General features: G+C 71.1%; 22 protein-coding genes. 4 read left to right on the top strand and 18 right to left on the bottom strand.

The annotated features are described in order from the left end of the window. The first annotated feature begins 116 nt into the window (after nucleotides 1-116). Nucleotides 117-881: a metallophosphoesterase gene (locus AC07A6_RS05510; RefSeq protein ID WP_362464861.1), complete on the top strand. Its 765-nt coding sequence runs from the start codon at nucleotides 117-119 to the stop codon at nucleotides 879-881. Here the strand turns inward: AC07A6_RS05510 and AC07A6_RS05505 are convergent. The 6 genes from AC07A6_RS05505 to AC07A6_RS05480 all read right to left on the bottom strand — a co-directional run bounded on the left by AC07A6_RS05505 (nucleotide 854) and on the right by AC07A6_RS05480 (nucleotide 5164). After that, on the bottom strand, nucleotides 854-1189 hold the full coding sequence (locus tag AC07A6_RS05505; protein WP_386271971.1) for a DUF2087 domain-containing protein: 336 nt from the start codon (nucleotides 1187-1189) through the stop codon (nucleotides 854-856). The two genes, AC07A6_RS05510 and AC07A6_RS05505, sit on opposite strands and share 28 nt — an antisense overlap. A 93-nt stretch (nucleotides 1190-1282) precedes the next feature. After that, nucleotides 1283-1933: a hypothetical protein gene (locus tag AC07A6_RS05500; protein ID WP_362464856.1), complete on the bottom strand. Its 651-nt coding sequence runs from the start codon at nucleotides 1931-1933 to the stop codon at nucleotides 1283-1285. Continuing rightward, nucleotides 1930-2367, bottom strand: a complete 438-nt coding sequence (locus AC07A6_RS05495) for a DUF6114 domain-containing protein (RefSeq protein ID WP_478776194.1) — start codon at nucleotides 2365-2367, stop codon at nucleotides 1930-1932. Before AC07A6_RS05495 ends, AC07A6_RS05500 begins: the two co-directional genes overlap by 4 nt. Next, nucleotides 2358-3026, bottom strand: coding sequence for a DUF6230 family protein (locus tag AC07A6_RS05490; protein WP_478776193.1), 669 nt, complete (start codon nucleotides 3024-3026; stop codon nucleotides 2358-2360). Before AC07A6_RS05490 ends, AC07A6_RS05495 begins: the two co-directional genes overlap by 10 nt. 106 nt (nucleotides 3027-3132) lie before the next feature. After that, nucleotides 3133-3930 carry a MerR family transcriptional regulator gene (locus tag AC07A6_RS05485; RefSeq protein ID WP_478776192.1) on the bottom strand — a complete coding sequence of 266 codons (798 nt, stop codon included), beginning with the start codon at nucleotides 3928-3930 and terminating at the stop codon, nucleotides 3133-3135. 40 nt (nucleotides 3931-3970) lie between these two features. After that, nucleotides 3971-5164, bottom strand: a complete 1194-nt coding sequence (locus AC07A6_RS05480; protein WP_362465019.1) for a methyltransferase — start codon at nucleotides 5162-5164, stop codon at nucleotides 3971-3973. Between the two features lie 126 nt (nucleotides 5165-5290). Here AC07A6_RS05480 and AC07A6_RS05475 point away from each other — a divergent pair, with 126 nt between their 5' ends. After that, nucleotides 5291-6256: a pirin family protein gene (locus tag AC07A6_RS05475; RefSeq protein WP_478776191.1), complete on the top strand. Its 966-nt coding sequence runs from the start codon at nucleotides 5291-5293 to the stop codon at nucleotides 6254-6256. A gap of 372 nt (nucleotides 6257-6628) precedes the next feature. Here the strand turns inward: AC07A6_RS05475 and AC07A6_RS05470 are convergent, their stop codons facing one another. Next, the gene (locus tag AC07A6_RS05470; RefSeq protein ID WP_478776190.1) at nucleotides 6629-7141 is read right to left on the bottom strand and encodes a hypothetical protein; all 513 of its coding nucleotides are present in this window, start codon (nucleotides 7139-7141) and stop codon (nucleotides 6629-6631) included. Nucleotides 7142-7334: 193 nt separating this feature from the next. Between AC07A6_RS05470 and AC07A6_RS05465 the strand changes: the two genes are divergently transcribed. Beyond that, nucleotides 7335-7940, top strand: coding sequence for a TetR/AcrR family transcriptional regulator (locus AC07A6_RS05465; RefSeq protein WP_478776189.1), 606 nt, complete (start codon nucleotides 7335-7337; stop codon nucleotides 7938-7940). Between the two features lie 320 nt (nucleotides 7941-8260). Here the strand turns inward: AC07A6_RS05465 and AC07A6_RS05460 are convergent, their stop codons facing one another. The 4 genes from AC07A6_RS05460 to AC07A6_RS05445 form a co-directional block, all read right to left on the bottom strand. Continuing rightward, the gene (locus AC07A6_RS05460) at nucleotides 8261-8551 is read right to left on the bottom strand and encodes a hypothetical protein (protein ID WP_478776188.1); all 291 of its coding nucleotides are present in this window, start codon (nucleotides 8549-8551) and stop codon (nucleotides 8261-8263) included. Nucleotides 8552-9394: 843 nt separating this feature from the next. Then, complete coding sequence (locus AC07A6_RS05455; RefSeq protein ID WP_478776273.1) at nucleotides 9395-11920, bottom strand: sensor histidine kinase; 2526 nt, start codon at nucleotides 11918-11920, stop codon at nucleotides 9395-9397. Nucleotides 11921-12045: 125 nt separating this feature from the next. Further along, entirely contained in the window at nucleotides 12046-12135 is a 90-nt protein-coding gene (gene kdpF, locus AC07A6_RS05450; protein ID WP_362465182.1) for a K(+)-transporting ATPase subunit F, read from the bottom strand. Nucleotides 12136-12341: 206 nt separating this feature from the next. Continuing rightward, on the bottom strand, nucleotides 12342-13205 hold the full coding sequence (locus tag AC07A6_RS05445; protein WP_478776187.1) for a GNAT family N-acetyltransferase: 864 nt from the start codon (nucleotides 13203-13205) through the stop codon (nucleotides 12342-12344). Nucleotides 13206-13743: 538 nt separating this feature from the next. Here AC07A6_RS05445 and AC07A6_RS05440 point away from each other — a divergent pair. Then, entirely contained in the window at nucleotides 13744-13905 is a 162-nt protein-coding gene (locus AC07A6_RS05440) for a hypothetical protein (protein WP_478776186.1), read from the top strand. Nucleotides 13906-14069: 164 nt separating this feature from the next. On the opposite strand, the gene AC07A6_RS05435 is transcribed toward AC07A6_RS05440, so the two are convergent. The 7 genes from AC07A6_RS05435 to kdpF (AC07A6_RS05405) form a co-directional block, all read right to left on the bottom strand. Continuing rightward, nucleotides 14070-14876, bottom strand: a complete 807-nt coding sequence (locus AC07A6_RS05435; RefSeq protein WP_478776185.1) for an SDR family NAD(P)-dependent oxidoreductase — start codon at nucleotides 14874-14876, stop codon at nucleotides 14070-14072. Between the two features lie 610 nt (nucleotides 14877-15486). Continuing rightward, on the bottom strand, nucleotides 15487-18030 hold the full coding sequence (locus tag AC07A6_RS05430) for a DUF4118 domain-containing protein (protein WP_478776184.1): 2544 nt from the start codon (nucleotides 18028-18030) through the stop codon (nucleotides 15487-15489). 40 nt (nucleotides 18031-18070) lie between these two features. Next, the gene (locus AC07A6_RS05425) at nucleotides 18071-18760 is read right to left on the bottom strand and encodes a response regulator (protein WP_362465167.1); all 690 of its coding nucleotides are present in this window, start codon (nucleotides 18758-18760) and stop codon (nucleotides 18071-18073) included. Nucleotides 18761-18882: 122 nt separating this feature from the next. Continuing rightward, nucleotides 18883-19599 (bottom strand): potassium-transporting ATPase subunit C, encoded by a 717-nt coding sequence (locus tag AC07A6_RS05420; protein ID WP_478776183.1) that lies wholly within the window; start codon nucleotides 19597-19599, stop codon nucleotides 18883-18885. 6 nt (nucleotides 19600-19605) lie between these two features. After that, nucleotides 19606-21708 carry a potassium-transporting ATPase subunit KdpB gene (gene kdpB / locus AC07A6_RS05415; protein WP_478776182.1) on the bottom strand — a complete coding sequence of 701 codons (2103 nt, stop codon included), beginning with the start codon at nucleotides 21706-21708 and terminating at the stop codon, nucleotides 19606-19608. Continuing rightward, nucleotides 21705-23369 (bottom strand): potassium-transporting ATPase subunit KdpA, encoded by a 1665-nt coding sequence (gene kdpA / locus AC07A6_RS05410; RefSeq protein ID WP_478776181.1) that lies wholly within the window; start codon nucleotides 23367-23369, stop codon nucleotides 21705-21707. Before kdpA ends, kdpB begins: the two co-directional genes overlap by 4 nt. A 6-nt stretch (nucleotides 23370-23375) precedes the next feature. Beyond that, entirely contained in the window at nucleotides 23376-23465 is a 90-nt protein-coding gene (gene kdpF / locus AC07A6_RS05405) for a K(+)-transporting ATPase subunit F (protein ID WP_362465155.1), read from the bottom strand. Nucleotides 23466-23680 lie beyond the last annotated feature (215 nt).

Genomic DNA, 23680 nt, shown 5'->3' with positions numbered 1-23680 from the left:
GCCCACTCGCCGATGATCACGTCGGATAGGTTGAACGCAGCCCGTCCGGCGACGCGGTGACCGACCGTCACCCTTCGCGCCGGAGGTCCGGACCCGCGACGAAGGAGCCACCGCCCGTGATCGTGATAGCCCAGCTCAGTGACGTCCACATCGACGGCGGGCCCCGGGCCGCCGAGCGCACCCGCGCCGTGCTGGACTACCTGGACGGCCTCCCGTACGACCTCGCCGCCGTGCTGGTCAGCGGGGACATCACCGACAACGGGACCCCCGGCGAGTACGAGGAGGCCCGCAAGCTGCTGACCTCGCGGCACCCGCTGGTGATCTGCCCCGGCAACCACGACGAGCGCCTCGCCTTCCGGCGGGGCCTGCTGGACGAGGAGGAGCCCTCCGCCGCTCCGGTCGACCAGGTGCTGCGGGGCGAGGGCTTCGTCCTGGCGGTGTGCGACTCCTCGGTCCCGGGGGAGCACCACGGGTACCTGGAGGACTCCACCCTGGAGTGGCTCGACGGCGTCCTGGCCGCCACCCCGCAGGAGGTGCCCGTCCTCGTCGCCTTCCACCACCCGCCGGTCGAGCTGCACACCCCGTACGTGGACGGCATCCGGCAGTTCGGCGAGGAGCGCCTGGAGGCGCTGGCCCTGCGCCACCCCCACCTGCGCGCCTTCCTGTGCGGGCACGCCCACACGGCGGCGGCGACCACCTTCGCGGGCCGTCCGCTGCTGGTGGCGCCCGGGGTGGTGTCCACCCTGCGGCTCCCGTGGGAGGAGCAGACGGACCCCGATCACCACGTCCACCTGGACGAGCCGCCGGCCGTCGCCTTCCACGTGCTGGGCGCGGACGGGCGGCTGACGACGCATTACCGGGTGGTCGTCGCCCGGCGGTAGCTGCTGCCGTCGCGGGTCCGGGTGAGCAGGCCCGAGGTGATCAGGTAGCGGCGCAGGGCGGAGCAGTCCTCGTGCACGGTCCGCAGCGCGTCGTTCACCTCGGGCTCCGAGTACTCCCGGTCCGGGGCGAACAGGGTCTCGGTGAGGTGTTCCAGCAGCTGTTCGCGCCGGGCGGCCTTGCGCGGGATGGCGATCAGGCGCCCGCCGGAGAAGAGGTCGGCGACCCCGCGCGGCTCCCGCCGGTCCGCGGGTTCCCGCTGGTCGGTGCCGTGCCGGGCGGTGCTGTGTTGATCGGTGGTCTGTGACATGCCCCGAGCTTCGCCCGCACCCGTCGGGCCGTGCAACGCGTTTTCCCCGCCCCCGGGACGGCCCGGGGAGCGGGGGACGCGGAGCGGGAGCCGTCAGGAGGTGACGGTGATCTGCTGGGACGGGTCGGTGGTGTCGGTGACCTTGTAGACGGCGTTGAAGGTGGACGTGGTCGCGCTCGTCGGGCAGCCGAAGCCGCCGGTGACGGTCACGGGGACGGTCGCGTTGGTGAAGGTCAGGCTCGACGGGGCGCCGTTCGTCCAGGTGCCCGGTGCGCTGGCGGCCCCGCCGGGCGCGGCGGTGACGGTGCAGGAGGCCAGGCCCGAGGTCTGCACGACGAGGCCGCCGGCCGGGACCGTCATGGTCGCCGTGATCGGGGAGCCGTTCTGCATGGACACCGCCCAGGACCCGCTGGTGGTCACCGTCGCGCTCACGCCCGGCATGCTGGTCGTACAGGAGCTGTAGGTCGGCGGGGAGATGGGCGAGGAGACCGGACCCGCCGGGTTCTGGTTGCCGGGGGCGGCCGGCACCGAGCCGGTGGAGACGGAGACCGTGCAGGTCACCGTGACCGAACCGGCCTTGAGGGTGGCCTTCCCGCTGAGGGTGGCCTTGAAGGCGTGCCCGGCCGGGGTGACGGTGGTCGACCCGGCCGCCGGTAACGGCGCGGCGGTGGCGGTGGCGGAGGCCGCCGTCAGTGCGGCCGCGGCGGCCAGGCCGAGGGCGAACGCGGTGCGCGTACGGCTCATGGCTGTGCTCCTTGGGGATTGGGGTGCGGAGTGGGGGAGTTCCCGGCGGGGGAGGGCCGGGCGGGGGCGGCGGAGCCCCCGGCGCGCGGGGCGGCGTACGGCTGCCAGGCGAACATCAGCCCGCCGCCGAGGATGCCGAGCAGGGTGCCGATCAGGAACCCGCCGAGGTTCGACATGACCAGCGCGGCGGTGGCGACGAGCGTGGTGAGGATCCCGGCGAGGGTGCGCTGTGCGGGGGAGAACCAGCCGGTGAGACCGAGGACGATCATGACGACGCCCATCAGGACGGACGGGATGCCCGCCACCCCCTGCTGGAGCATGATCTTCAGCGGGGCCAGCGGCAGCACGCTGATCCACGCCCCGGCCAGGACGGCGAAGAGCCCGCCCCAGAAGGGCCTGCCGCGCCGCCACCGCCGCCAGCGGCTCAGAAGCATTCCTTCTTGCCCTTGCTGATGCTCATGTTCAGCCCGGACAGCTTGAAGGTGCCGGCGTTGGTCGCCCACGCCGTCTGCTGGAGGCTGCTGATGCTGACCTTGTCCGCCTGCTGGGCGAACAGGTCCTGCATGCCCTGCGCCTCGGCCGGGCCCTTGTCGAGGGTGGAGGCGTCGCGCCCGATCTCGATGTTCGTGAACTCGGCGTCGCCGGCGAGCTGGGTGGCGTCCACGAACAGGTTGGAGGCCTCGACGGGGGCCTTCTTGCCGGCCGTCAGGTTGAGCGAGATGTCCCCGATGACGGGGAGGCTGGTGACCACCGACTGGCAGAGGTCGTGCAGTTTGGCCTCCCTGACGGCGGTGACCGCCACCGGGATCAGCTCCTGACGGGCGTTGACGTCGACGCTGCCGTACTGGGCGAAGCCCTCGCCCTCCAGGCTCTTGGCCGACACCTTGAACTGCTGGCCCGACACCGCGAAGGAGGCGGCGAGCGCGCCCTGGGCGAGGGCGATGCCGAGACCGGCGGTGACCGCGACGGCGGGGGCGGTCAGGAGGACGAACCTGCGCCAGCGGACCCGCCCGCCGTCTCTGACGAGCTCCTCGCCGGGCGGCTCGGCACCGGCGCCGGGCCCGGATTCGGATAAGTTCGGTGAATCTGCCATGAGATGGTCCTTATCTCGGCTGTGCACCTTTGTTACCGACGAGTTGAATGTAAGAGTGCCAATGGTGGTTGGCAAGGTTGTGCGAGAGCACCCTTTAGGCCGACTCCTACTGCTCCGTACGCAGCAGTTCGGCGACCTCCGCCTCCACCCGGCGGCCCATCGCCCGGGCGAACTCCGTGGCCACCACCTCGCCGGCCACCGGCCGCAGTGCCGCCACCGCCTCCCGGACATGATCCAGCTGACTGGCCGAAAGCGGCCCCAGCCCCTCCGCGCCGATCACGTGCCGCCGGAACAGCGCCACGAACCGGTCCGCCAGCGCCGCCGCCTGGACCTGTACGAAGTCCCCCGCGTCCAGGATCTCCCCGAGCGGCACCCCCTGCCGCACCAGCGCCACCGTCGCCTCCAGCAGCCGCCGGCTCGGATAGGTGACCCGCTCCCCGTCCAGGAGTACGTAGCCCAGCTCGGCCGCCCGCCGCGTGTGCTCGGCCGTCGCCCCCGGGCCGAACAGCTCGCGCAGCTCGGCCCGGGTCATCGTCACCGGCTCCTCCTGCACCCAGTCCCGGGTCATCTCCCGTTCCAGGCCCAGCAGTTGGGACAGCCCGCCGCCGTGCTCCCAGGCGGCCAGCAGCTCGCCGATGCCGTTGACCGTGTACCCGCGCCCCAGCAGGTCGCTGATCAGCCGCAGCCGGGTCAGGTGGTCGTCGGAGTACCAGGCGATCCGGCCCTCGCGGCGCGGCGGGGGCAGCAGCCCGCGCTCCTGGTAGTAGCGCAGGTTGCGCACCTTGACCCCGGCCGCGCGGGCCACGTCCTCCCGGCGGTAGCGCCGCTCACCGCCGGCGGCCTCCGCCGTGCTGCCCGCCGTGCCGTCCGCCCTGCCGTCCGCCTGTGCCCCGGTGCTCCCCACGCGGCCGAGTGTAGGACCTACCGGCGGGTGTACCGGCAGGTCACATGGGGCGGGGCCGCGACTCGCGCTTGACCGCCCGCAGCACCACGAACCTCGGCTCGCTCGCGGCGACTTCACAGTTGCCGAACAGTCGCTGGAGGTGCGTGTGGTAGCCCATGTGCCGGTTGGCGACCACCCACAGCTCCCCGCCCGGGCGCAGCGCCTTGCGGGACTGCGCGAACATGCGCAGCGCCGTGGCGTCGGTCGTCGCCTGGTGGGAGTGGAACGGCGGGTTGTTGAGGATCAGGTCCACCGAGGAGGGCGCCAGCATGGCCACCCCGTCGCCGACGAGGAACTCCGCCGTCCGCCGGCCGGGGCGGACGTTGGCCTCGTACGTGGCCCGGGCCGAGGCGACGGCCTGGTACGACTCGTCGGTGAAGACCACCTCGGCGTCCGGGTCGGCCACCTGCACGGCCGTGCCCACGACGCCGTTGCCGCAGCCCAGGTCCACGACGCGGGCGCCGTCGGTGTTGGTCGGGATGCTCTGGAGGAAGAAGCGGGTGCCGACGTCCAGGCGGTCCGCGCAGAAGATCCCGGCGTGGTTGACCGTGGCCAGCCCGGCGCCCGAGCCGCCGTCCTCGTCGACCGTGTACGTCACCGGCCACGGCGAGGAGCCGGCGGCGGCCAGGACCGCGGGGTCGGGGGTGCAGAAGATCAGCCGGGCCTTCTTCTCGGCCAGCGAGGTGCGCGTCGGCCCGAGGATCTTCTCGAAGAGGTTCAGCGTGGAGGTGTGGATCTCCTTGACCATGCCGGTGCCCACGACCACGGTGCCCTCGTGCACGTGCGGGGCCAGCCGGTGCAGCTGGTCCTCCAGCAGCGCCAGGCTCTTCGGGACCCGGACGAGGAGTACGTCGATCCGCGCGGGCGGTGCGTCCCGCGTGGTCAGCAGGGTCACCGTGGACTTGGAGGTGCCGATCCCGGCCCGGTCCAGGTTCGCCTCGGTCGCGGCGCGGGCCAGCGAGGAGTCGGTGATCTGGGTGGGGCGGTGGGCGGCCAGGGCCGTGGTCAGCGCCCCCCAGCGGTCGCCGACGACCGTGATCTGCCCGGCGCCCGCCAGGTCGACCGGGCCGCGCTCGCCGGTACCGGCGTCGAGGTGGCGCAGCAGGTACTCGTCGGCGGCGTCCCAGGCGCGGAGCCGGTCGCGGGGGTCGGCGGGGAAGCGGGTGAGTTCGTAGGAGCCGAAAGGCGTGGTCAGGCGGTTCATATTGGCACCCAGGCTAGCCGAGGAGGCCCCGGACCCGTGCCCGGCCGCACCCCGCGCCCTGACATTCCCCGCAAAGTGGCGCTGCCGGCCGGCCCCCGCGCCACTAAGTTGTGCGGCATGAGCAATCTCGATCGCCAGCCCGCTCTCTCCGCCTGCGGCGGCCGCGGCTTCGTCGTGGCCGAGCCGGTGCGCGAGCTCCTCAGCCCGCGCACGGTCAAGCTGGGGGAATCCACCGAGGTCCGCCGACTCCTGCCGAACCTGGGCCGCCGCATGGTGGGCGCCTGGTGCTTCGTCGACCACTACGGCCCGGACGACATCGCCGACGAACCCGGCATGCAGGTCGCCCCGCACCCGCACGCGGGCCTCCAGACGGTGAGCTGGCTGCACCAGGGCGAGGTGCTGCACCGCGACAGCACGGGCAGCCTCGCCACGATCCGCCCGCGCGAGCTGGGCCTGATGACCTCCGGCCGGGGCATCAGCCACTCCGAGGAGAGCCCCCGCCCGCACGCCCGCTTCCTGCACGGCGCCCAGCTGTGGGTGGCCCTCCCCGACGCCCACCGCGACGTCGCCCCGCACTTCCAGCACCACGCCGACCTCCCGCGGGTCACGGCCCCCGGCCTGGACGCGACGGTCATCCTGGGCACCCTGGACACGGCGACCTCCCCGGGCACCGCGTACACCCCCATCGTCGGCGCGGACCTCGCCCTGACCGCCGGCACCGAGACCCGCCTCCCCCTGAACCCGGACTTCGAGTACGCGGTCCTCTCCATGTCGGGCGAGGCCCACGTGGACGGAGTACCGGTCCTCCCCGGCTCGATGCTCTACCTGGGCTGCGGCCGCACCGAACTCCCGCTCCGCGCCTCCTCGGACGCGGGCCTGATGCTGCTGGGAGGGGAGCCGTTCGAGGAGGAGATCGTGATGTTCTGGAACTGGGTATCCAGGAGTCATGAAGAGGTCGTCCAGGCCCGTGAGGACTGGATGAACGGAACCCGATTCGGCGAGGTCAAAGGCTACGACGGACCCCCGATCCCGGCCCCCGAGATTCCCCCGACGCACCTGAAACCGCGGGGTCGTGTGCGATGACCGCGTACGAGTTCGGGACTGGCGCGGGGTGCCGCGCCACGGTCGGCTGAGTCTCGGCTCGTTGAGAGATCCGATGCACGTCAATCGCAGTTCTCGGATCCGGGGGAACCTCTGTGTGATTCTCGTCTGTGGTAATTCGCGATCAGGTGTGAGGAAGGTGATGCTGACCCGAAGCTGATTGGTCGCATTGCTGATCAGCCTCGACGGGAAGCAGCTGTCAGCTGCTGATGGTGTCGCTCCGCTCGCGGCCCGTCCGGCCCGCCGACCAGCCATGCCCGAGTCTGGCAGGAGCTGGATTCTGGGCTGCTCGCGCTGCGTACCGTTCCTGGTTCTGCCTGACATCGTCTCTCCGTCTCTCCGTCCCTCTGCCGCTCATTGCCGCGGCCGGCTCCCCGCTCTGCGCGCCGCCGCGGCCAGCCAGTCGTGGCGGATCAGGCTGCTGAAGGGCTCGATCAGCAGCCAATAGGGCCGGAACCGGCGTACGGAAGCCTGATCGGTCCCGTAGACCCTGGTTTCGGTGTGCAGGTGGGTCCCGGCGCCCCGGGTCGCGACCGAGAAGGCCATCAGCCCTTTGATGTGCCCCGGCTCGTCGAACTCCAGGTACTCGTCGGGCGTCAGCGTGAGCCACTTCTGCCGCAGGGACCACGGCTGTCCCACGAAGCCGACGGCGAGGTCTCCGCCCGGGTCGTCCTGGAGTTGGAAGGCCCCCACCCCCTCGTACAGACCGTCGACGACGCGCGCGTCCCGGTCCAGATACCGCTCCTTGCCGGGAGAGGTAAGGCGGGCCGGAATGCTGCGCACGAAGACCAGCGGCCTGAGCGCGTACATGTCTGCGGGCTTCACCTCGCGCACTGCCCGCGCGACCACCCCGGGTTCGGCCTGCACGCTCCGACCATGGTGGGTGCGCCACTGGTACTGCGGCAGCCAGCTGTCACAACTGGCCATCCTCGTATCTGTCTTGTGACCGCGCATGACGTCGCCTCTCGTCCCACTCGCGGTGCGTGCGGAGCACCGGCCAAGCATCCAACGGCAATTACGATACCCGAGTTCCGGAACTTGGGTATCGTAAACTGGAGTCATGCCGAATCCGACACCTCGAATGGGACGCCCCAGGGACAGCCAGATCGACAGCACGGTGCTCCGATCCGCGCGCGAACTGCTCGCAGAGGTCGGCTACGCCGGGGTGACCATGGACGCGATCGCTGCCCGCGCGAGCGTGGGCAAGGCGGCCATCTACCGCAGGTTCGGCTCCAAGGCGGAGCTGCTCTTCGCCTCGGCCGTGCACGGTATGGACATCGAGCCGCCACCGGACACCGGCTCCCTGCGCGGCGACGTCCGCGCGATGGCGGGCCTCGCCCTTGAGCGCCTCTCGACGCCCGCAGCCCGGATGCTGACTCCCGCACTCATGGTCGAGATGTCCCGCGACCCCGCGTTGGTCGCCCGCTTCCAAGGCACCTTCATCACTCAGGAGCGACGCGACCTCGCGGCGATACTGGAACGGGCCGAGAAGCGGGGAGAACTGCCCGTGCCGCTGGACCCGACGGTGGCTCATCTACTGCTGGGCGGACCACTGTTCCTCGCGCTTTTCGCCTTCCACCTGCCGGTGGACGAGACCCTGCTCGACGAGCTCGCCTCGGTGATCGCCGCCGGGCTCATCGCCCGCTCCCGGGACGCTGCCGGCTGATTCGGCCCCCGGCCCCGCGACGGCCTCCGCGCGGTACGCAACCCGCGCGCCCAGCTGGCTGTCAGGCCGGCAGTAGACGCCAGACGGTGTCGGCCATGATGGAGCCATCGAGGATTCGCCCCGGCCCTGCTCGATGAGCGGTCGCCGAAACATGCCTGACCACCCCGATCGCGACGGTGCTGGCCATCGGCGGTTCCGCCCGGTCGGGGTGGCCCTCGGCTACCAGAGTCTCCAACGACCACAGGCGACTCCGGGGCGGGATGCCGCCAGGACGCGGACGTCCCGCCCTCGTCCGCCGTCGAGCGCCGTCCGGCGGGCGTTCACGGTGTCGTCGATGTGCGGGGTGAGTCGCTGTGCGGGCTCCGGGAGGCGGGAGCGGTCAGGCGCAGCCGGAAGACGGAGTCAAGGGTGCCGAGGATGGCCAGTGTGCTTGCCAGCGCGAGCAAGTTTGCCCAAAGGGCGGAGACTTCCATGCCGAGGCCGAGTGTGCTCGGCCAGGCGGTGAACGCGGGGTAGGCCACGCTGATTCCTCCGACCAGCGGCAACAGCAGGAGCCTGCGGTAGCCGCTGGTCCGCGCGTGCAGGTGCCGCGCGAGGAGCCCTGCGGTCATGAAGGTGGCTGCCCAGTTGAAGAGCCCTTACGGGCGTGCAGTCCCCCGCAAATCAGCCTTCTATGGCGACGTGACTCCCGGACCTGTAAAGCGTTCTAAAGGCCTGATCTCACCGCTATGGTCCGCGACTTCAGCCAACTGAAGCAGCTTTCGGGCTTCTGTGACTGGAAACTGCCGCGTGTAGACCATGAGCTACTCGAAGCGGGTCGAGCCAACGGCGCCTGACTGGCAAAAGCCCAGTTCAGGAACCGTTTCTCATGCTCCTGGAAATAGCCGAGCCTCTTCGGAAAGCAGCTGACCAGGAGATTCTTGGTCTGCTGGTGGTACAGCAGCAACAGGCCCGCTGACCTCGAACAACGGCAGTTATTCGGTTTCTTGGAGGGAGCTGGTCCGGGAATGGTCCGGGTATTGCCTCTGGTGTGGCGGTGCTCAGCGGTGGCCGGCTACTGACCTGGCAGCGCCGGCGCATTGTCAGGCTGTCGCCTGTTCGGCTGGGCTCGTCGGGCCGACCGGAGGCGGCGGCCGGGAGTGGTCGTACGGCGGTGGGCTCCACGGTGCGGGGGCCGGTGAGGGCTTGAACGGTCCGGCACGGTTCGCCATGAGGTCAGCATCGTGCCGACGAACAGCAGGGTGACGATGATGAGGGCGAGCCCGACGGGGTTGTGGGGGTTGTAGTGGTAGCGGTTCGTACCCCACTTGCTCCGTCTGAAGACCGGCTCGTCGTCGTACCGCACAGGTTCCTCCTCAGGGCGAAGGTTCTCGGAGACCACCGTGCCTCGGGGCAAGGGCGTGTTCGTTCCCGTGGTCCAGGGCCAGGGCTGCCCGGTGCGGAGGCCATGCCGGTCAGAGCGGTCCCACGGCCGCATCAGCCGCCACGGGCAGGGACAGGACCATGGTCAGACCGCCGCCAGGGGTGTCCTCGGCGGTGAGCGTGCCGTTCATGGCCTCGGTGAGCCCGCGGGCCAGGGCGAGGCCGAGCCCGAGACCGGCGGTGTTGTCGCGGTCGCCGAGGCGCTGGAAGGGCTCGAAGGCCCGCTCGCGGTCGTCGGCGGCGATCCCGGGGCCCCGGTCGGCGATCCTGATCTCGACCCGGCCGGCCAGGGCGCTCGCCGTCACCAGCACGGGACGGTCCCCGGGGGCGTGGCGGACCGCGTTGCCGACCAGGTTCGCCAGGACCCGTTCGAGCAGGGGCGGGTCGGCCCGGAGAGCCGGTACGGTCTCCAGGTTCTGCACCTCGACGCCGGGCCCGTCCGCCGACGGCGGTTCCAGGGAGTCCAGCGCGGCCGGCAGGACCTCCTCCAGGGTGGTGGCCCGCAGTTCGAGGGTGAGGGCGCCGGCTTGCAGGCGGCTGAGGTCGAGCAGGTTCTCCACCAGCCGGTTCAGCCGGTTCAGGGACAACTCGGCGGATTCGAGCAGCTCGGCCCGGTCCTCGTCGGAGAAGTCCACGTCCGGGGTGCGCAAGGAAGTTATCGCGGCCAGGGCTCCTGCCAACGGGGTGCGCAGGTCATGGCTGACCGCCCGCAGCAGGGCGGTGCGCAGGCGGTCGGCTGCCTTGATGGGTTCGACTTCGGCGGCGGCCTCGGCCAGACGGGACCGTTCGACCGCGGCGCCGACGTGCGCGGCGAAGGCGGAGAGCACGCGGCGCTCGGAGGAGGGCAGCGTACGGCCGCGCAGGACCAGCGAGGACCCGGATCCGGCCGCCACCACCATGGCCGTGTCCGAACCCGCGCGGCTGCGGCGTCCGTTCTCGGCACCGGATCCCGCGTCCGGGGCCTCCCGGGCCAGTTCGACGGTGTCCATGCCGAAGGTCTCCCGGGTACGTTCCAGCAGCGCCGGTATCGTCTGGTCACCGCGGACGATGCTGCCCGCGAGGGAGGACATCGTCTCAGCCTCGGCCGTGGCCCGGGCAGCGTGCCGGGAGAGCCTCAGGGACCGGTCCGTTGCTGCGGCCACGGTGGCGGCGACGGCGGCGAAGACCGCCAGCGCGAGGACGCTGTCCGGGTCGCTCATGCTGAACTCGCCTATGGGCGGCATGAACCAGTAGTTGAGGAGTAACGCGGCGGTCAGTGCCGCGACCAGGGCGGAGGCCACGCCGCCGATGCAGGCCACTGCGACGACGGCCACCAGGAAGAGCAGCGCTTCGCTGGTCAGGTTCAGCGTGCCGCGCATCCGGTCGAGGACGAGGGTGAGCAGCACCGGGAGCACCACACCGGCCACGGGCCCGGCGACGAGCCGGGACGTGGGGAGCGTACGGCGGTGGGACGGCAGCAGTCGGCCGTGGCCCGCCCGTTCGTGCGTGACGATGTGGACGTCGATGTCCCCCGAGAGCGCCACCACGGTCTCGCCGATGCCCCTGCCGGTGAGGAAACGTTCCAGCCTGCGGCGGCGACTCGTACCCAGGACGAGCTGCGTGGCGTTCTCCGCCGTCGCGAAGTCCACGAGGGCCGTGGGTACTTCGTCGCCGACGACGGAGTGGTAGCTGCCGCCCAGGTCCTCGACGAGGGCCCGCTGCGCGGCGAGCGCCGCGTGCGACACCCCGGCGGCGAGCCCGTCGCTGCGCGCGATGTGCACGGCGAGCAGCTCGCCGCCGGCCGACCTCCCGGCGATGCGGGCGGCGCGGCGGATCAGGGTCTCGCCCTCGGGGCCGCCCGTGAGCGCCACCACCACCCGCTCCCGGGTCTCCCAGACGTCCCCGATGCCGTGCTCGACGCGGTACTCGTGCAGGGCCTCGTCCACGCGCCCGGCCAGCCACAGGAGCGCCAGCTCGCGCAGTGCGATGAGGTTGCCGGGCCGGAAGTAGGTGGCGAGGGACGCGTCGATCCGTTCCGGGGGATAGATGTTGCCGTGCGCCATCCGGCGCCGGAGCCCCTCGGGCGGTATGTCGACCAGCTCGATCTCGTCGGCGCGGCGCACGAACTCGTCGGGCACCGTCTCGCGCTGCGGCACCCCGGTGATCTTCTCCACGACGTCGCTCAGGGACTCCAGGTGCTGGACGCTGAGCGTGGTGACCACGTCGATGCCGGCGGCGAGGACGTCCTCGACGTCCTGCCAGCGCTTCGCGTGCGGGCCTCTGCCCGGGACGTTGGTGTGCGCCAGCTCGTCGACCAGCACCACCTGCGGCCGCCGGGCCAGCAGCGCTTCGAGGTCCAGCTCCTCGTACCTGCCCCCTCGGTGCTCGTGGGCGGCCAGGGGGAGCGTCTCCAGGCCCGCGAGCTTGGCCTCGGTGTGCGGGCGCCGATGGCACTCGACGAAGGCGCCCACCACGTCCGCGCCCCGCGCCACCCGCCGGTGCGCCTCGTCGAGCATCCGGTACGTCTTGCCGACGCCGGGAGCAGCGCCCAGGAACACCTTGAGCCTTCCGGTCCGCAGGTCCGGCCCCGTCCCTTCCGCCGGCCCGGTCGTCCCGTCCGCCGGCCCGGTCCCGTCCGCCGGCCCGGTCCCGTCCGCCGGCCCGGTCCCGTCCGCCGGGCCGGCCCCGTGCGTGGCCGTCACGCTCAGAACTTCTCGGGGAAGAAGAGGGCCAGGACCAGATACCCGACCAGGCCGACCGCGACGACGATGCCTACGACGTTTTCCGTGCTCATCCGTACCTACCCCGACTCCTCCGTACGCCCTCAACCCGGCAAGCGAACATGAACTGGACACCGAACGAAACGGCCCTGACGGCTTCCTGATGCGGGTCGGCCGGGACTTTGACGGTGTGTTGACGGCCACTCCGTCGACAGGGTCAAGGCGGTGTGCCGGGAAGCCTGGCCGGCGTCGCGTGACCGCACGGTCCGCGTGGTGGTGGTCACCCTCGTGGCCCAGGGCCGTCCCCGACGGCCGCCGCACCCCGCCGCACCCGCGACGCCGGTTCTCCGTTCCCTCCGACGCAGTCGGCCGCCCCGGCCTCGTCCGCCAAGGCCCGGCCGGTGGAGTGGTGGACGTATTCCCGGGTCAGCCGGAAGCCGGCCGTCCAGGCCAGCAGCCGGCTGGGCCGGTTGTCGCGCGAGCAGCACCAGCTCGCGGAGTGCCCCCGCGCCCGGATGTCGGCGGTCAGGTGGGCGACGCAGGCCAGCGCGAGGCGCTCGCGTCGGCGGTCGGGCACGGTGACGACCGCGACGTCCTCGTAGGCGCTTCCGAGGAAGTAGGTGCAGGCGACGGAGAGGATCCGCCCCTTGGCGAACGCCGCCCAGCCGTGGCCGGAGGCCGAGAGCCCGACGGGTCCGCCCCAACTGGCGCAAATCCAGGCGCTCTCGGGAGGCAGGCAGGCCAGCGCCGGACCGTCCTCCGGTGTCAGCCGCCGGACCGTCACACCGCGCGGCGCCCGGGGGAGGGACTCCGGTGCCTGGGCCTGGTGGACGTACAGCATCCGCTCCCAGGGGGTGACGCGCTCGAAGGCGGAGCCGAGGAGGGGCCGGAACCGGGCGGGAGCCTGCACGTATTGGCCCGCGAACCGCGACAGGGCATCCGGGGCGAGCGCGCCGGGGTCGCCACGCAGCAGCGTGTGGTCCCCGCAGGTGACGGCGAGCACGCGGGGGCGGGCCGGGCGGTCGGCCCACCAGACGCCGCGGCCGGTGGTCAGGACGTGTTCGGCGAGGGCGCCGGTACCGGGGGAGCCGGTGGGGAACCAGCGGCTGAGGGCGGGGAGCCGCCGCGGGGCGATCTCGATCACGAAGGGTCTCCTATGCGGTGCACGGGTTCTCTGGCCGGGGAGCGGGGCGTACTGGCGGGAGGGGACGTCGCGCACGTCCGTGCCCGGCCTTCCGGCGGTGCCTTCCCGGTCGGCGGACGGAGGCCGCCGAGCTCCCGAAGACACCGGGTGGAACGTGGGTCCGAGCCCCGACCGGGTGAGCGGACCCGAGGCCTGATGCCCGCCCGGGGGTGTGGGCGGGCATCAGGCGGAGGCGGGCGCCCGCACCACGGGCGCGAGCGGGCGGCCGCCGACCGCGCGGTGCCTCAGCGCACCGGCAGGTGAGCAGCGCGCAGGGCCGGGCGCACCGTATGCGGTGGCCGGTCGTCGTGGCGCAGAACGCTGTTCACGTCACCCATCCAACTGCCTTGCGGAACCCGCCTCAAGGCAGACGGCCACTCCTTGACACGGCTCTGATGCCGGCATGTACAGGGGATCCGCGGAGGGACGGGGGCGCCGGCGAGGCCCGTCGGTTCCGGGCCGTCCGCGCCCGTCACGTCATACGCCCAGCTGCGCGCGGATGAGCGTGTCGAGGCGCTGCCAGGCGGGGGACGCGGCCGCGACCGGCGATCTGCGCGAGCTGCAACGGGTCTCCGACGCCGGGTACGACGAGGCCGGGCACGAACTGGACCGGCTGCTGGCGGTGCCGGCCGCCGGGCATGAGGACGGGGAATCCGGTTGACGCACACCACGGGCTGCCACGCCAAGGAAGTGGGGCGGCCCTGCCGGAGGGCCGCCCCACGGGGTGGGCTGATGACTAGCAGCAGGGTTTGCTGCCGTGGTTGGAGCCCTTCTTGCGGCGGGCCCTCTTCTTGCGTGCCCGCTTGGACATGTCAGTGGATCCCTTCAGGCGGTGTGGCCGACGAGCAGGTCGGCGAGCTTGTTGAGGCGCTTGACGGTGCGGTCCTCGGTGGCGGCGGGGGCCGGGGCGACGCGCTCGGAGCGGTCGTAGTAGGCGCCGCCCGCGATCTCGGTGGCCGGGTCGCAGAGGCGTACGACGTGCTCGGCGCCTTCGGCGGCCGGCGCGCCCTCGTGTCCGTAGAGGGGGAGGAGTCCGGTCTCGCAGACGCCGGGGTTGACGGAGACGGCGGTGACGCGCAGGTCGGAGGCGAAGACGGTGAGCGCGAGCTGCGACTGGGCGTACGCGGCGAGGCGGGAGTAGCGCCTGACGCGCTGCGGGTCGTTCCACTGGATGGCGCCGGAGCGGTGCAGCGCGGAGGAGACGTTGACGACGCGCCCGCCGGGATCGCTGGTGAGGGCGGGCTCCAGGAGGTTGGTGAGGAGGTAGTGGGCGAGGAAGTTGACCTGGAAGGCGATCTCGTTGCCGTCGGCGGTGAGGGTGTGGCGCTCGGGCGCGGCGATGGCCGCGTTGTTGACGAGCACGTCCAGCCGCGGGTGGTCGCGCACCACGGCGTGGGCGAGGCTCTCGACCTCCTCCAGGAGGGTGAAGTCGGCGGCGAGCGGCCGTACGAGGGCGCCGCTGATGCCGGCGGTGGCGATCATCCGGTCGGTGGCGGCCCGGGCCTCCTCGGGCGTGCGGCCGTGGAGGAGGACGGTGGCGCCGTGCCCGGCGAGTTGACGGGCGGTCTCGTAGCCGATGCCGGAGGTGGCTCCGGTGACGAGGACGGTACGGCCGGACAGGGATGAAGACATGGCGGATTCCTGGAAACGGGCATGCCTGATGGGGCCGACGCCCGGCGTGGAGCGGGCGTGGGCTCAGGTCATGCGGTGAAGGTGAGGATGCGTACGGAGCTGCGGCCGGCGCCCTTGCGGGAGCTGGTGGCAGGTACGCGGAGGACGCGCGGCCGGGTCAGAGGGCCGGGCGGACGGCGGGCGCCGTCGGCTGCACCGGATTCGGTGGCCGATCGTCGTGGCGCGGACCGCTGTTCATGGCGCAATCCCAGCGCATCGGGGACGCGGAGACAAGCGCTCCCACGCTTCCTTACGGCCTTCTGACGGCTTTCGTCAGGGCCGCATCAAAGATCGACTCCGGCCCGGAAGGAACCCGTCAAGGAGTGCTGCCAGGGCCGTCCGCCCCACGCAGACTGGTGTGGCGACGGAGCCGGACGAAGAACCGGCGGCACGCGGCCGGCGGGCGGTGACCTCAACACCGCCCGTAGCGGCGCAGGGTCCCACCGTGGGGGTACGGACCGATGCGACCGCGTGCCGGTCAGCCATCGCACAGCACATGAGCCGTCCGGCTCTCCGGTGTGGGGATACCGGGGCCGGACGGCTCTCGTGTTCCGGTCGGTCCGCCTCGGTCTCAGGTGACCGCGGACGTCGGGAGCTCGGGCGGTACCGGGGGACCGTCCCCCGCTATCGGGAGGGTGAGGACCATGGTGAGGCCGCCACCGGGCGTGTCCTCCGCTGCGAGGGTCCCGCCGATGGCCTCGGTGAAGCCCCGGGCGACCGCGAGGCCGAGACCTACCCCGGCACCGCGAGGGGCGTCTCCGTGGCGCTGGAACGGCTCGAATATGCGGTCCTTGGCCTCGTCCGGGACACCGGGCCCGCAGTCGACGACGCGCAGCTCGACGCGGTTGGCCAGGGCGCTGGCCGAGACGATGACGGGTTGGCCGGCGGGACTGTACTTGACGGCGTTCTCGACGATGTTGGCGACGGCGCGTTCCAGCAGACCGCGGTCGACGGCGACCATGGGCAGGGTCTCGGGGATGTCGAGGTCGACGCTGTCCTCCGGTACGCCGCCCAGGGCCATGGGGACGACCTCGTCGAGGTCGGTCTCGCGGATCAGCGGGACGACCGTGCCCGTGTTGAGGCGGGACATGTCGAGGAGGTTCCCGATCAGGGCGGCGAGGCGGTCGGCGCCGTCCTCGATCCCTTCGAGGAGTTCGGCCCTGTCGTCGTCGGACCATTCGACGTCGTCGGAGCGCAGGGAGCTGACGGAGGCCTTGATGCCGGCGAGCGGGGTGCGCAGGTCGTGGCTGACGGCGGCGAGCAGCGCGGTGCGGATGCGGTTGGCCTCGGCGAGTTCGCGGGACTTCTCGGCCTCGTCGACGAGGCGCTGCCGGTCGAGCACGACGGCCGCCTGGGCCGCGAACGCGCCGAGGACGCGGCGGTCCTCGGCGGGCAGGACCCGGCCGGTCAGGGCGAGTGCCATGTTGTCGCCGATGGGCAGGTCGACGTCCGCGTCCTCGGGCCGGCTGACCGCGCCGGTGCCGACGGACGCCGCCGTCGTCCAGGGTTCGACCTCGCCGGTGCGTTCCAGCAGGACCACCGACTGCATGGCGAAAGTCTCACGGAGCCGTTCGAGGAGGGCGTCGAGGGAGTCCTCGCCGCGCAGCACGCTGCCCGCGAGGAAGGAGAGGACCTCGGACTCGGCGCGCAGCCGGGCGGCCTGGTGGGTGCGCCGGGCGGCCAGGTCGACCACGGAGGCCACGGACACCGCCACCCCGACGAAGATCGCGATGGCGACGATGTTCTTCGGGTCGGAGACCGTGAACTCGTGCAGCGGCGGCGTGAAGAAGTAGTTCAGGAGCAGGGACCCGAACGCCGCCGAGGCGAGCGCGGGGAGCAGTCCGCCGAGCAGCGCCGCCGCCACGGTGAACGTGAGGAACAGCAGCATGTCGTTCGCCAGACCGAGGTCGGGCACGAGCTGGTTCAGCAGCACGGCGAGCAGGGCGGGGCCGGCGATGCCGGTCAGCCAGCCCCAGATGATGCGGGAGCGGCCCAGGCGTGCGCCGCGGGCGACGGGCAGGCGGCGGCCCTTGGCGGCCTCGTCGTGGGTGACGATGTGGACGTCGAGGTCCGGGCCGGACTCGCGGGCGACGGTGGCGCTGACGCCGGGGCTGAAGACGGACTGCCAGGAACGCCGGCGGCTGACGCCGAGCACGATCTGCGTGGCGTTGACCCCCCGGGCGAACTCCAGCAGGGCGTCGGAGACGTCGTCGCCTATGACGTGGTGGAAGGTGCCGCCGAGGTCCTCGACCAGGGTCCGCTGGACGGCCAGCTCCTTGGGCGAGGCGGAGGTGAGGCCGTCGCTCGCGGCGATGTAGACGGCCAGGACCTCGCCGCCCGATCCCTTCTCGGCGAGCCGCGCGGCACGCCGGATGAGCGTCCGGCCCTCGGGGCCGCCAGTGAGACCGACGACGATGCGTTCGCGGGCCTGCCAGGTGGTGCGGATGTTGTGCTCGCCGCGGTACTCCTGGAGGTACTCGTCGACCCGGTCGGCCACCCACAGCAGCGCCAGCTCGCGCAGTGCGGTCAGGTTGCCGGGACGGAAGTAGTTCGACAGGGCCGCGTCGACCTTGTCCGGCTTGTAGACGTTGCCGTGGGCCATGCGGCGCCGCAGGGCCTGCGGGGACATGTCGACCAGCTCGATCTGGTCCGCCCGCCGGGCCACCTCGTCCGGCACGGTCTCGCGCTGGCGCACCCCGGTGATCGTCTCGACCACGTCGCCCAGCGATTCCAGGTGCTGGATGTTCACGGTCGAGATGACGTCGATGCCCGCCTGGAGGAGCTCCTCGACGTCCTGCCAGCGCTTGGCGTTGCGCGAGCCCGGCACGTTGGTGTGCGCGAGCTCGTCCACCAGCGCGACTGCGGGGCGGCGGGCGAGGATCGCGTCGACGTCCATCTCGGTGAACGTGGAGCCGCGGTATTCCAGCTCGCGCCGCTCGATGAGCTCGAGCCCGTGCAGCATCACCTCGGTCCGGGGCCGGCTGTGGTGCTCGACGAAGCCGACGACGCAGTCGGTGCCCCGCTCGACCCGGCGGTGCGCCTCGGAGAGCATCGCGTACGTCTTGCCGACGCCCGGTGCCGCGCCGAGGTAGATGCGGAGCTTGCCGCGTCCCATGTTTCAGACTCTTCTTCTGTGTCGACGATCGGGCGGACGATCAGGGTTCGAACCGGTAGCCCATGCCGGGTTCGGTGATCAGGTACCGGGGGTGCGAGGGGTCCGCCTCCAGTTTGCGCCGGAGCTGGGCCATGTAGACGCGCAGGTAGTTGGTGTTCTCCCCGTACGTCGGTCCCCAGACCTCCAGCAGCAGCCGGGCCTGTGTGATCAGCCGGCCCGGGTGGGTGATCAGGATCTCCAGCAGGTGCCACTCCGTCGGGGTCAGGCGTACGGTGCGCTCGCCCCGGTACACCTTCTTCGCGACCAGGTCGACGGTGAACTCGTCGGTCGTGACCACGGACACCTCGTCGGCCTGCTGGGCGCCGGCCGGCTCCTGCCTGCGGGCGGCAGCCCGCAGCCGGGCCAGCAGCTCGTCCATGCTGAACGGTTTCGTCACGTAGTCGTCGGCGCCGGCGTCCAGGGCCCGGATCTTGTCCTCCGAGGTGTGCCGGGCGGAGAGGACCAGGATGGGCACGCGGCTCCAGCCGCGGACGCCCTTGATCACGTCGACGCCGTCCATGTCCGGCAGTCCGAGGTCCAGCACTATGACGTCCGGCTTGCGCGCGGCCGCGAGCCGCAGGGCCGAGCCGCCGTTGGAGGCCTCCTCGACCTCGAACTTGCGCGCCTGGAGGTTGATCCGCAGGGCGCGGACGAGCTGGGGATCGTCCTCCACCACCAGCACCCGGGTCATCGGTGTGCAGCCTTTCCTTCGTTGCGGGCACGGCGGGGAGCCGGCAGGGCGCTCGGGGCCCCCAGCGTGGGCTGGAGGAGTTCCGAGCACCCGCCGGCTCCCGGTTCGTGCGATGGGGAACATCAGCTCTTGGTCAGTGCCTTGAGGGCGGTGTTGAGTTCGAGGACGTTGACGCGGGGTTCGCCCATGAAGCCGAGGGTGCGGTCCTGGGTGTTGTCCTTGACGAGCTTCTCGACCTGCTTGACGTTCAGGCCGTTCTTCTCGGCGACCCGGTGGACCTGGAGCTCGGCGTATTCCGGGGAGATGTTCGGGTCCAGGCCGGAGCCGGAGGAGGTGACGGCGTCGGCCGGAACGTCCTCGGGCTTGACCGTGTAGCCCTTGACGGAGTTGTCGGCGATGACCGCGTCCTTGGCGGCGATCACCTGGGCGCAGAGGGTGCCCTCCTCCGCCTTGTCGGTGCACTTGCCGTCGATGGCGCCGTTGTCGCCGGAGCGGTTGGTGGCGCCGGACAGGATCAGCGAGTACTGGGTGTTGACGCTGTTGCTGCCCAGACCGTTGGAGGGGCGGGGCTGGAACCACTTCAGGTCCGGCTTCGCCGCCTCCTCGGCGTCGTCGGGGTTCTGCTTGGGCAGGTTGTAGGTCTGCCCGATGAGGGAGGAGCCGACGACCTGCCCGCTCTTGTCCTTGATCTCGGAGCCGTTGGCCTTGTCGTTGAACAGGGCCTGGGCGATGCCGGTGACGGCGAGCGGGTAGACGACCCCGCAGATGACGGTCAGGACGAGAAGGGCGCGGAGTCCGGCGCCGATCAGCCGTGCCGTGTTGCCAACAGAGTTGTTCATGTCGTCTCAGCCGATTCCGGGGATGAGGGTGATGAGCAGGTCGATGAGCTTGATGCCGATGAACGGGGCGATCAGACCGCCCACGCCGTACAGACCCAGATTCCGGCGGAGCATCTTGTCGGCGCTGGTCGGCTTGTACTGGACGCCCTTCAGGGCGAGCGGCACGAGCGCGATGATGATCAGCGCGTTGAAGATGACGGCGGAGAGGATCGCCGACTCGGGCGAGTGCAGGCCCATGATGTTGAGCTTGTCCAGGCCCGGGTAGACCACCGCGAACATGGCCGGGATGATCGCGAAGTACTTGGCGACGTCGTTGGCGATCGAGAACGTCGTCAGGGCACCGCGCGTGATCAGCAGCTGCTTGCCGATCTCCACGATCTCGATGAGCTTGGTCGGGTTGGAGTCGAGGTCGACCATGTTGCCGGCCTCCTTGGCGGCCGACGTACCCGTGTTCATCGCCACGCCGACGTCGGCCTGGGCCAGGGCAGGGGCGTCGTTGGTGCCGTCGCCGGTCATTGCGACGAGCTTGCCGCCGGCCTGCTCCCGCTTGATGAGGGCCATCTTGTCCTCGGGCGTGGCCTCCGCGAGGAAGTCGTCGACACCCGCCTCCTCGGCGATGGCCTTCGCGGTGAGCGGGTTGTCACCGGTGATCATGACGGTCTTGATGCCCATGCGGCGCAGCTCGTCGAACCGCTCGCGCATGCCCTCCTTGACCACGTCCTTGAGGTGGATGACACCCAGGACACGGGCGCCCTTGTCGTCGTTGACGGCGACCAGGAGCGGCGTGCCGCCCGCTTCGGAGATCTTGTTCGCGAGGAGGTCGGCGTCGTCGGAGACCTCGCCGCCCTGTTCCTTGACCCAGGTGATGACGGATCCGGCGGCGCCCTTGCGGGTCTGCCTGCCGTCCACGTCCACACCCGACATGCGGGTCTGGGCGGTGAAGGCGATCCACTCTGCGTGGGAGAGCTCGCCCTGGTGGCGTTCGCGGAGCCCGTACTTCTCCTTCGCCAGGACGACGATGGAACGGCCCTCGGGGGTCTCGTCGGCCAGCGAGGACAGCTGGGCGGCGTCGGCCAGCTCGGCCGCCGTGGTGCCCTTGACGGGGACGAACTCGGAGGCCTGACGGTTTCCGAGAGTGATCGTGCCGGTCTTGTCCAGCAGCAGGGTCGACACGTCGCCGGCGGCCTCCACCGCGCGGCCCGACATGGCCAGGACGTTGCGCTGCACGAGGCGGTCCATGCCGGCGATGCCGATCGCGGAGAGGAGCGCGCCGATGGTGGTCGGAATCAGGCAGACGAGGAGAGCGGTCAGCACGATCATCGACTGCTCGGCGCCGGCGTAAATCGCGAAGGGCTGGAGGGTGACGACGGCCAGCAGGAAGACGATCGTGAGGGACGCCAGCAGGATGTTGAGGGCGATCTCGTTCGGCGTCTTCTGCCGGGCGGCGCCCTCGACGAGCGCGATCATGCGGTCGATGAAGGTCTCGCCGGGCTTCGTCGTGATCTTGATGACGATCCGGTCGGAGAGCACCTTCGTACCGCCGGTCACGGCCGAGCGGTCGCCGCCGGACTCCCGGATGACGGGCGCGGACTCGCCGGTGATCGCGGACTCGTCCACGGACGCGACGCCTTCGACGACGTCGCCGTCGCCGGGGATGGTGTCGCCGGCCTCGCAGACCACCAGGTCGCCGATCTTCAGCTCGGTTCCCGGTACGGACTCCTCGCCGCCGTCGGCCTTCAGGCGGCGGGCGACGGAGTCGGTCTTGGCCTTGCGCAGGGTGTCGGCCTGGGCCTTGCCGCGGCCCTCGGCGACGGCCTCGGCGAGGTTGGCGAAGATGGTGGTCAGCCAGAGCCAGGCGGTGATGGCCCAGCCGAACCAGTCCGTCGGGTCATTCAGGGCGAGGACGGTGGTGACCACCGAGCCGATCAGGACCACGAACATGACCGGCGACTTGATCATGACGCGCGGGTCCAGCTTGCGTACCGCGTCGGGGAAGGACTTGATCAGCTGCTTGGGGTCGAAGAGCCCGCCGCCGACGCGGCCGGCGGGCGGCTTGTGGTCGGTGGGCAGGTCGTCGTGCGGAGCACGGGTCGGGGTGGCGGTGCTCATGATGCGAGCCCTTCGGCGAGCGGACCCAGCGCGAGGGCCGGGAAGTAGGTCAGACCGGTGACGATGAGGATCGTGCCGACGAGCAGACCGGTGTAGAGCGGCTTGTCGGTACGGAGCGTGCCGGCGGTCTCGGGGACGGGCTTCTGCTCGGCGAGCGAGCCGGCGAGCGCGAGGACGAACACCATCGGCAGGAAGCGGCCCAGCAGCATCGCGATGCCGATGGTGGAGTTGAACCACTGGGTGTCGGCGTTCAGGCCGCCGAAGGCGGAGCCGTTGTTGTTGGCGCCGGAGGTGTAGGCGTAGAGGACCTCGGAGAAGCCGTGCGCACCGGAGTTCAGCATCGAGTGCGGCGGCGTCGGCAGGGCCATCGCGGCGGCGGTGAAGCCGAGCACGAGCGCCGGGGTGATGAGGATGTAGCAGGCCGCGAACTTGATCTCGCGGGTGCCGATCTTCTTGCCCAGGTACTCGGGGGTCCGGCCGACCATCAGGCCGGCAATGAACACCGCGATGATCGCCATCACGAGCATGCCGTAGAGGCCGGAGCCCACACCGCCGGGGGCGATCTCGCCGAGCTGCATGCCCAGCAGCTGGATGCCGCCGCCCAGACCCGTGTAGGAGGAGTGGAAGGAGTTGACCGCACCGGTCGAGGTCAGCGTGGTGGCGACCGAGAAGATCGCGGAGGCGCCGATGCCGAAGCGGGTCTCCTTGCCCTCCATCGCACCACCGGCGACGTCGAAGGCCGGGCCGTGGTGGGTGAACTCGGTCCACATCATCAGGGCGGTGAACCCGATCCAGATGGTGGCCATCGTCGCGAGGATCGCGTAGCCCTGGCGCAGGCTTCCGACCATGCGGCCGAAGGTGCGGGTCAGCGCGAAGGGGATGACGAGGATCAGGAAGACCTCGAACAGGTTGGAGAACGGGGTGGGGTTCTCGAAGGGGTGGGCGGAGTTGGCGTTGAAGTACCCGCCGCCGTTCGTACCCAGCTCCTTGATGACCTCCTGGGAGGCGACCGCGCCGCCGTTCCACTGCTGCGTCCCGCCCGTGAACTGGCCGACCTCGTGGATCCCGGAGAAGTTCTGGATCGCACCGCACGCGACCAGCACCAGGGCACCGATCACGGCGATCGGGACCAGGATGCGGACGGTGCCCCGGACCAGGTCGGCCCAGAAGTTGCCCAGCTCACCCGTGCGGGAGCGGGCGAAGCCGCGTACGAGGGCGACGGCGACGGCCATGCCGACGGCGGCGGAGACGAAGTTCTGCACCGCCAGGCCGCCGGTCTGCACGACGTGGCCCATGGCCTGCTCGCCCGCGTACGACTGCCAGTTGGTGTTGGCGACGAAGGAGGCGGCGGTGTTGAAGGCCTGGTCCGGGTCGATCGCCTGGAAGCCGAGCGAGCCGGGCAGGATCCCCTGGGCGCGCTGGAGGGCGTAGAGGAAGAGCACGCTGACGGCGGAGAAGGCCAGGACGGCACGCAGGTAGGCGGGCCAGCGCATCTCGGCCGACGGGTTGGCGCCGATCGCCTTGTAGATCCACTTCTCCGGCTTGTAGTGCTTCTCGGAGGAGTAGACGCGGGCCATGTAGTCGCCCAGGGGGCGGTAGGCCAGCGCGAGTGCGGCGGTCAGCGCGAGGAGCTGGAGCACACCAGCGAGAACGGGGCTCATCGGTGGCTAGAACCTCTCCGGCTTGACGAGGGCGAGCACGAGGTATCCGAGCAGGGAGACGGCCACGAGCAGGCCGACGATGTTCTCGGCAGTCACAGCTTGGTCACCCCCCGGGCGATGAGAGCCACCAGCGCGAACACCGCGACCGTGGTGACGACGAAGGCCAGATCGGCCATCGCGAGCTCCTGAGTGATTGGGAAGAAATGAATCGGCCAGATGGCCGATGACGAGATAACCGTGTCTTCATCCCGGCGTTAAGGGACCTTGACGGTGTCCATACGGGCGCAAGGGCACTCTTAACGCCGTTCATA

This window comes from Streptomyces sp. NPDC044002 (genome assembly GCF_056434525.1).
Note: the sequence above shows the minus strand (reverse complement) of the source record. Positions and strands in the feature narration are given on the sequence as shown.

Excerpts from the sequence above, each read along its gene's own strand:
- AC07A6_RS05505 (WP_386271971.1), bottom strand. The coding sequence starts at position 1,189 with ATGTCACAGACCACCGATCAACACAGCACCGCCCGGCACGGCACCGAC.
- AC07A6_RS05500 (WP_362464856.1), bottom strand. The coding sequence starts at position 1,933 with ATGAGCCGTACGCGCACCGCGTTCGCCCTCGGCCTGGCCGCCGCGGCC.
- AC07A6_RS05495 (WP_478776194.1), bottom strand. The coding sequence starts at position 2,367 with ATGCTTCTGAGCCGCTGGCGGCGGTGGCGGCGCGGCAGGCCCTTCTGG.
- AC07A6_RS05490 (WP_478776193.1), bottom strand. The coding sequence starts at position 3,026 with ATGGCAGATTCACCGAACTTATCCGAATCCGGGCCCGGCGCCGGTGCC.
- AC07A6_RS05475 (WP_478776191.1), top strand. The coding sequence starts at position 5,291 with ATGAGCAATCTCGATCGCCAGCCCGCTCTCTCCGCCTGCGGCGGCCGC.
- AC07A6_RS05465 (WP_478776189.1), top strand. The coding sequence starts at position 7,335 with ATGCCGAATCCGACACCTCGAATGGGACGCCCCAGGGACAGCCAGATC.
- AC07A6_RS05460 (WP_478776188.1), bottom strand. The coding sequence starts at position 8,551 with ATGACCGCAGGGCTCCTCGCGCGGCACCTGCACGCGCGGACCAGCGGC.
- kdpF (WP_362465182.1), bottom strand. The coding sequence starts at position 12,135 with ATGAGCACGGAAAACGTCGTAGGCATCGTCGTCGCGGTCGGCCTGGTC.
- AC07A6_RS05440 (WP_478776186.1), top strand. The coding sequence starts at position 13,744 with ATGAGCGTGTCGAGGCGCTGCCAGGCGGGGGACGCGGCCGCGACCGGC.
- AC07A6_RS05435 (WP_478776185.1), bottom strand. The coding sequence starts at position 14,876 with ATGTCTTCATCCCTGTCCGGCCGTACCGTCCTCGTCACCGGAGCCACC.
- AC07A6_RS05430 (WP_478776184.1), bottom strand. The coding sequence starts at position 18,030 with ATGGGACGCGGCAAGCTCCGCATCTACCTCGGCGCGGCACCGGGCGTC.
- AC07A6_RS05425 (WP_362465167.1), bottom strand. The coding sequence starts at position 18,760 with ATGACCCGGGTGCTGGTGGTGGAGGACGATCCCCAGCTCGTCCGCGCC.
- AC07A6_RS05420 (WP_478776183.1), bottom strand. The coding sequence starts at position 19,599 with ATGAACAACTCTGTTGGCAACACGGCACGGCTGATCGGCGCCGGACTC.
- kdpB (WP_478776182.1), bottom strand. The coding sequence starts at position 21,708 with ATGAGCACCGCCACCCCGACCCGTGCTCCGCACGACGACCTGCCCACC.
- kdpA (WP_478776181.1), bottom strand. The coding sequence starts at position 23,369 with ATGAGCCCCGTTCTCGCTGGTGTGCTCCAGCTCCTCGCGCTGACCGCC.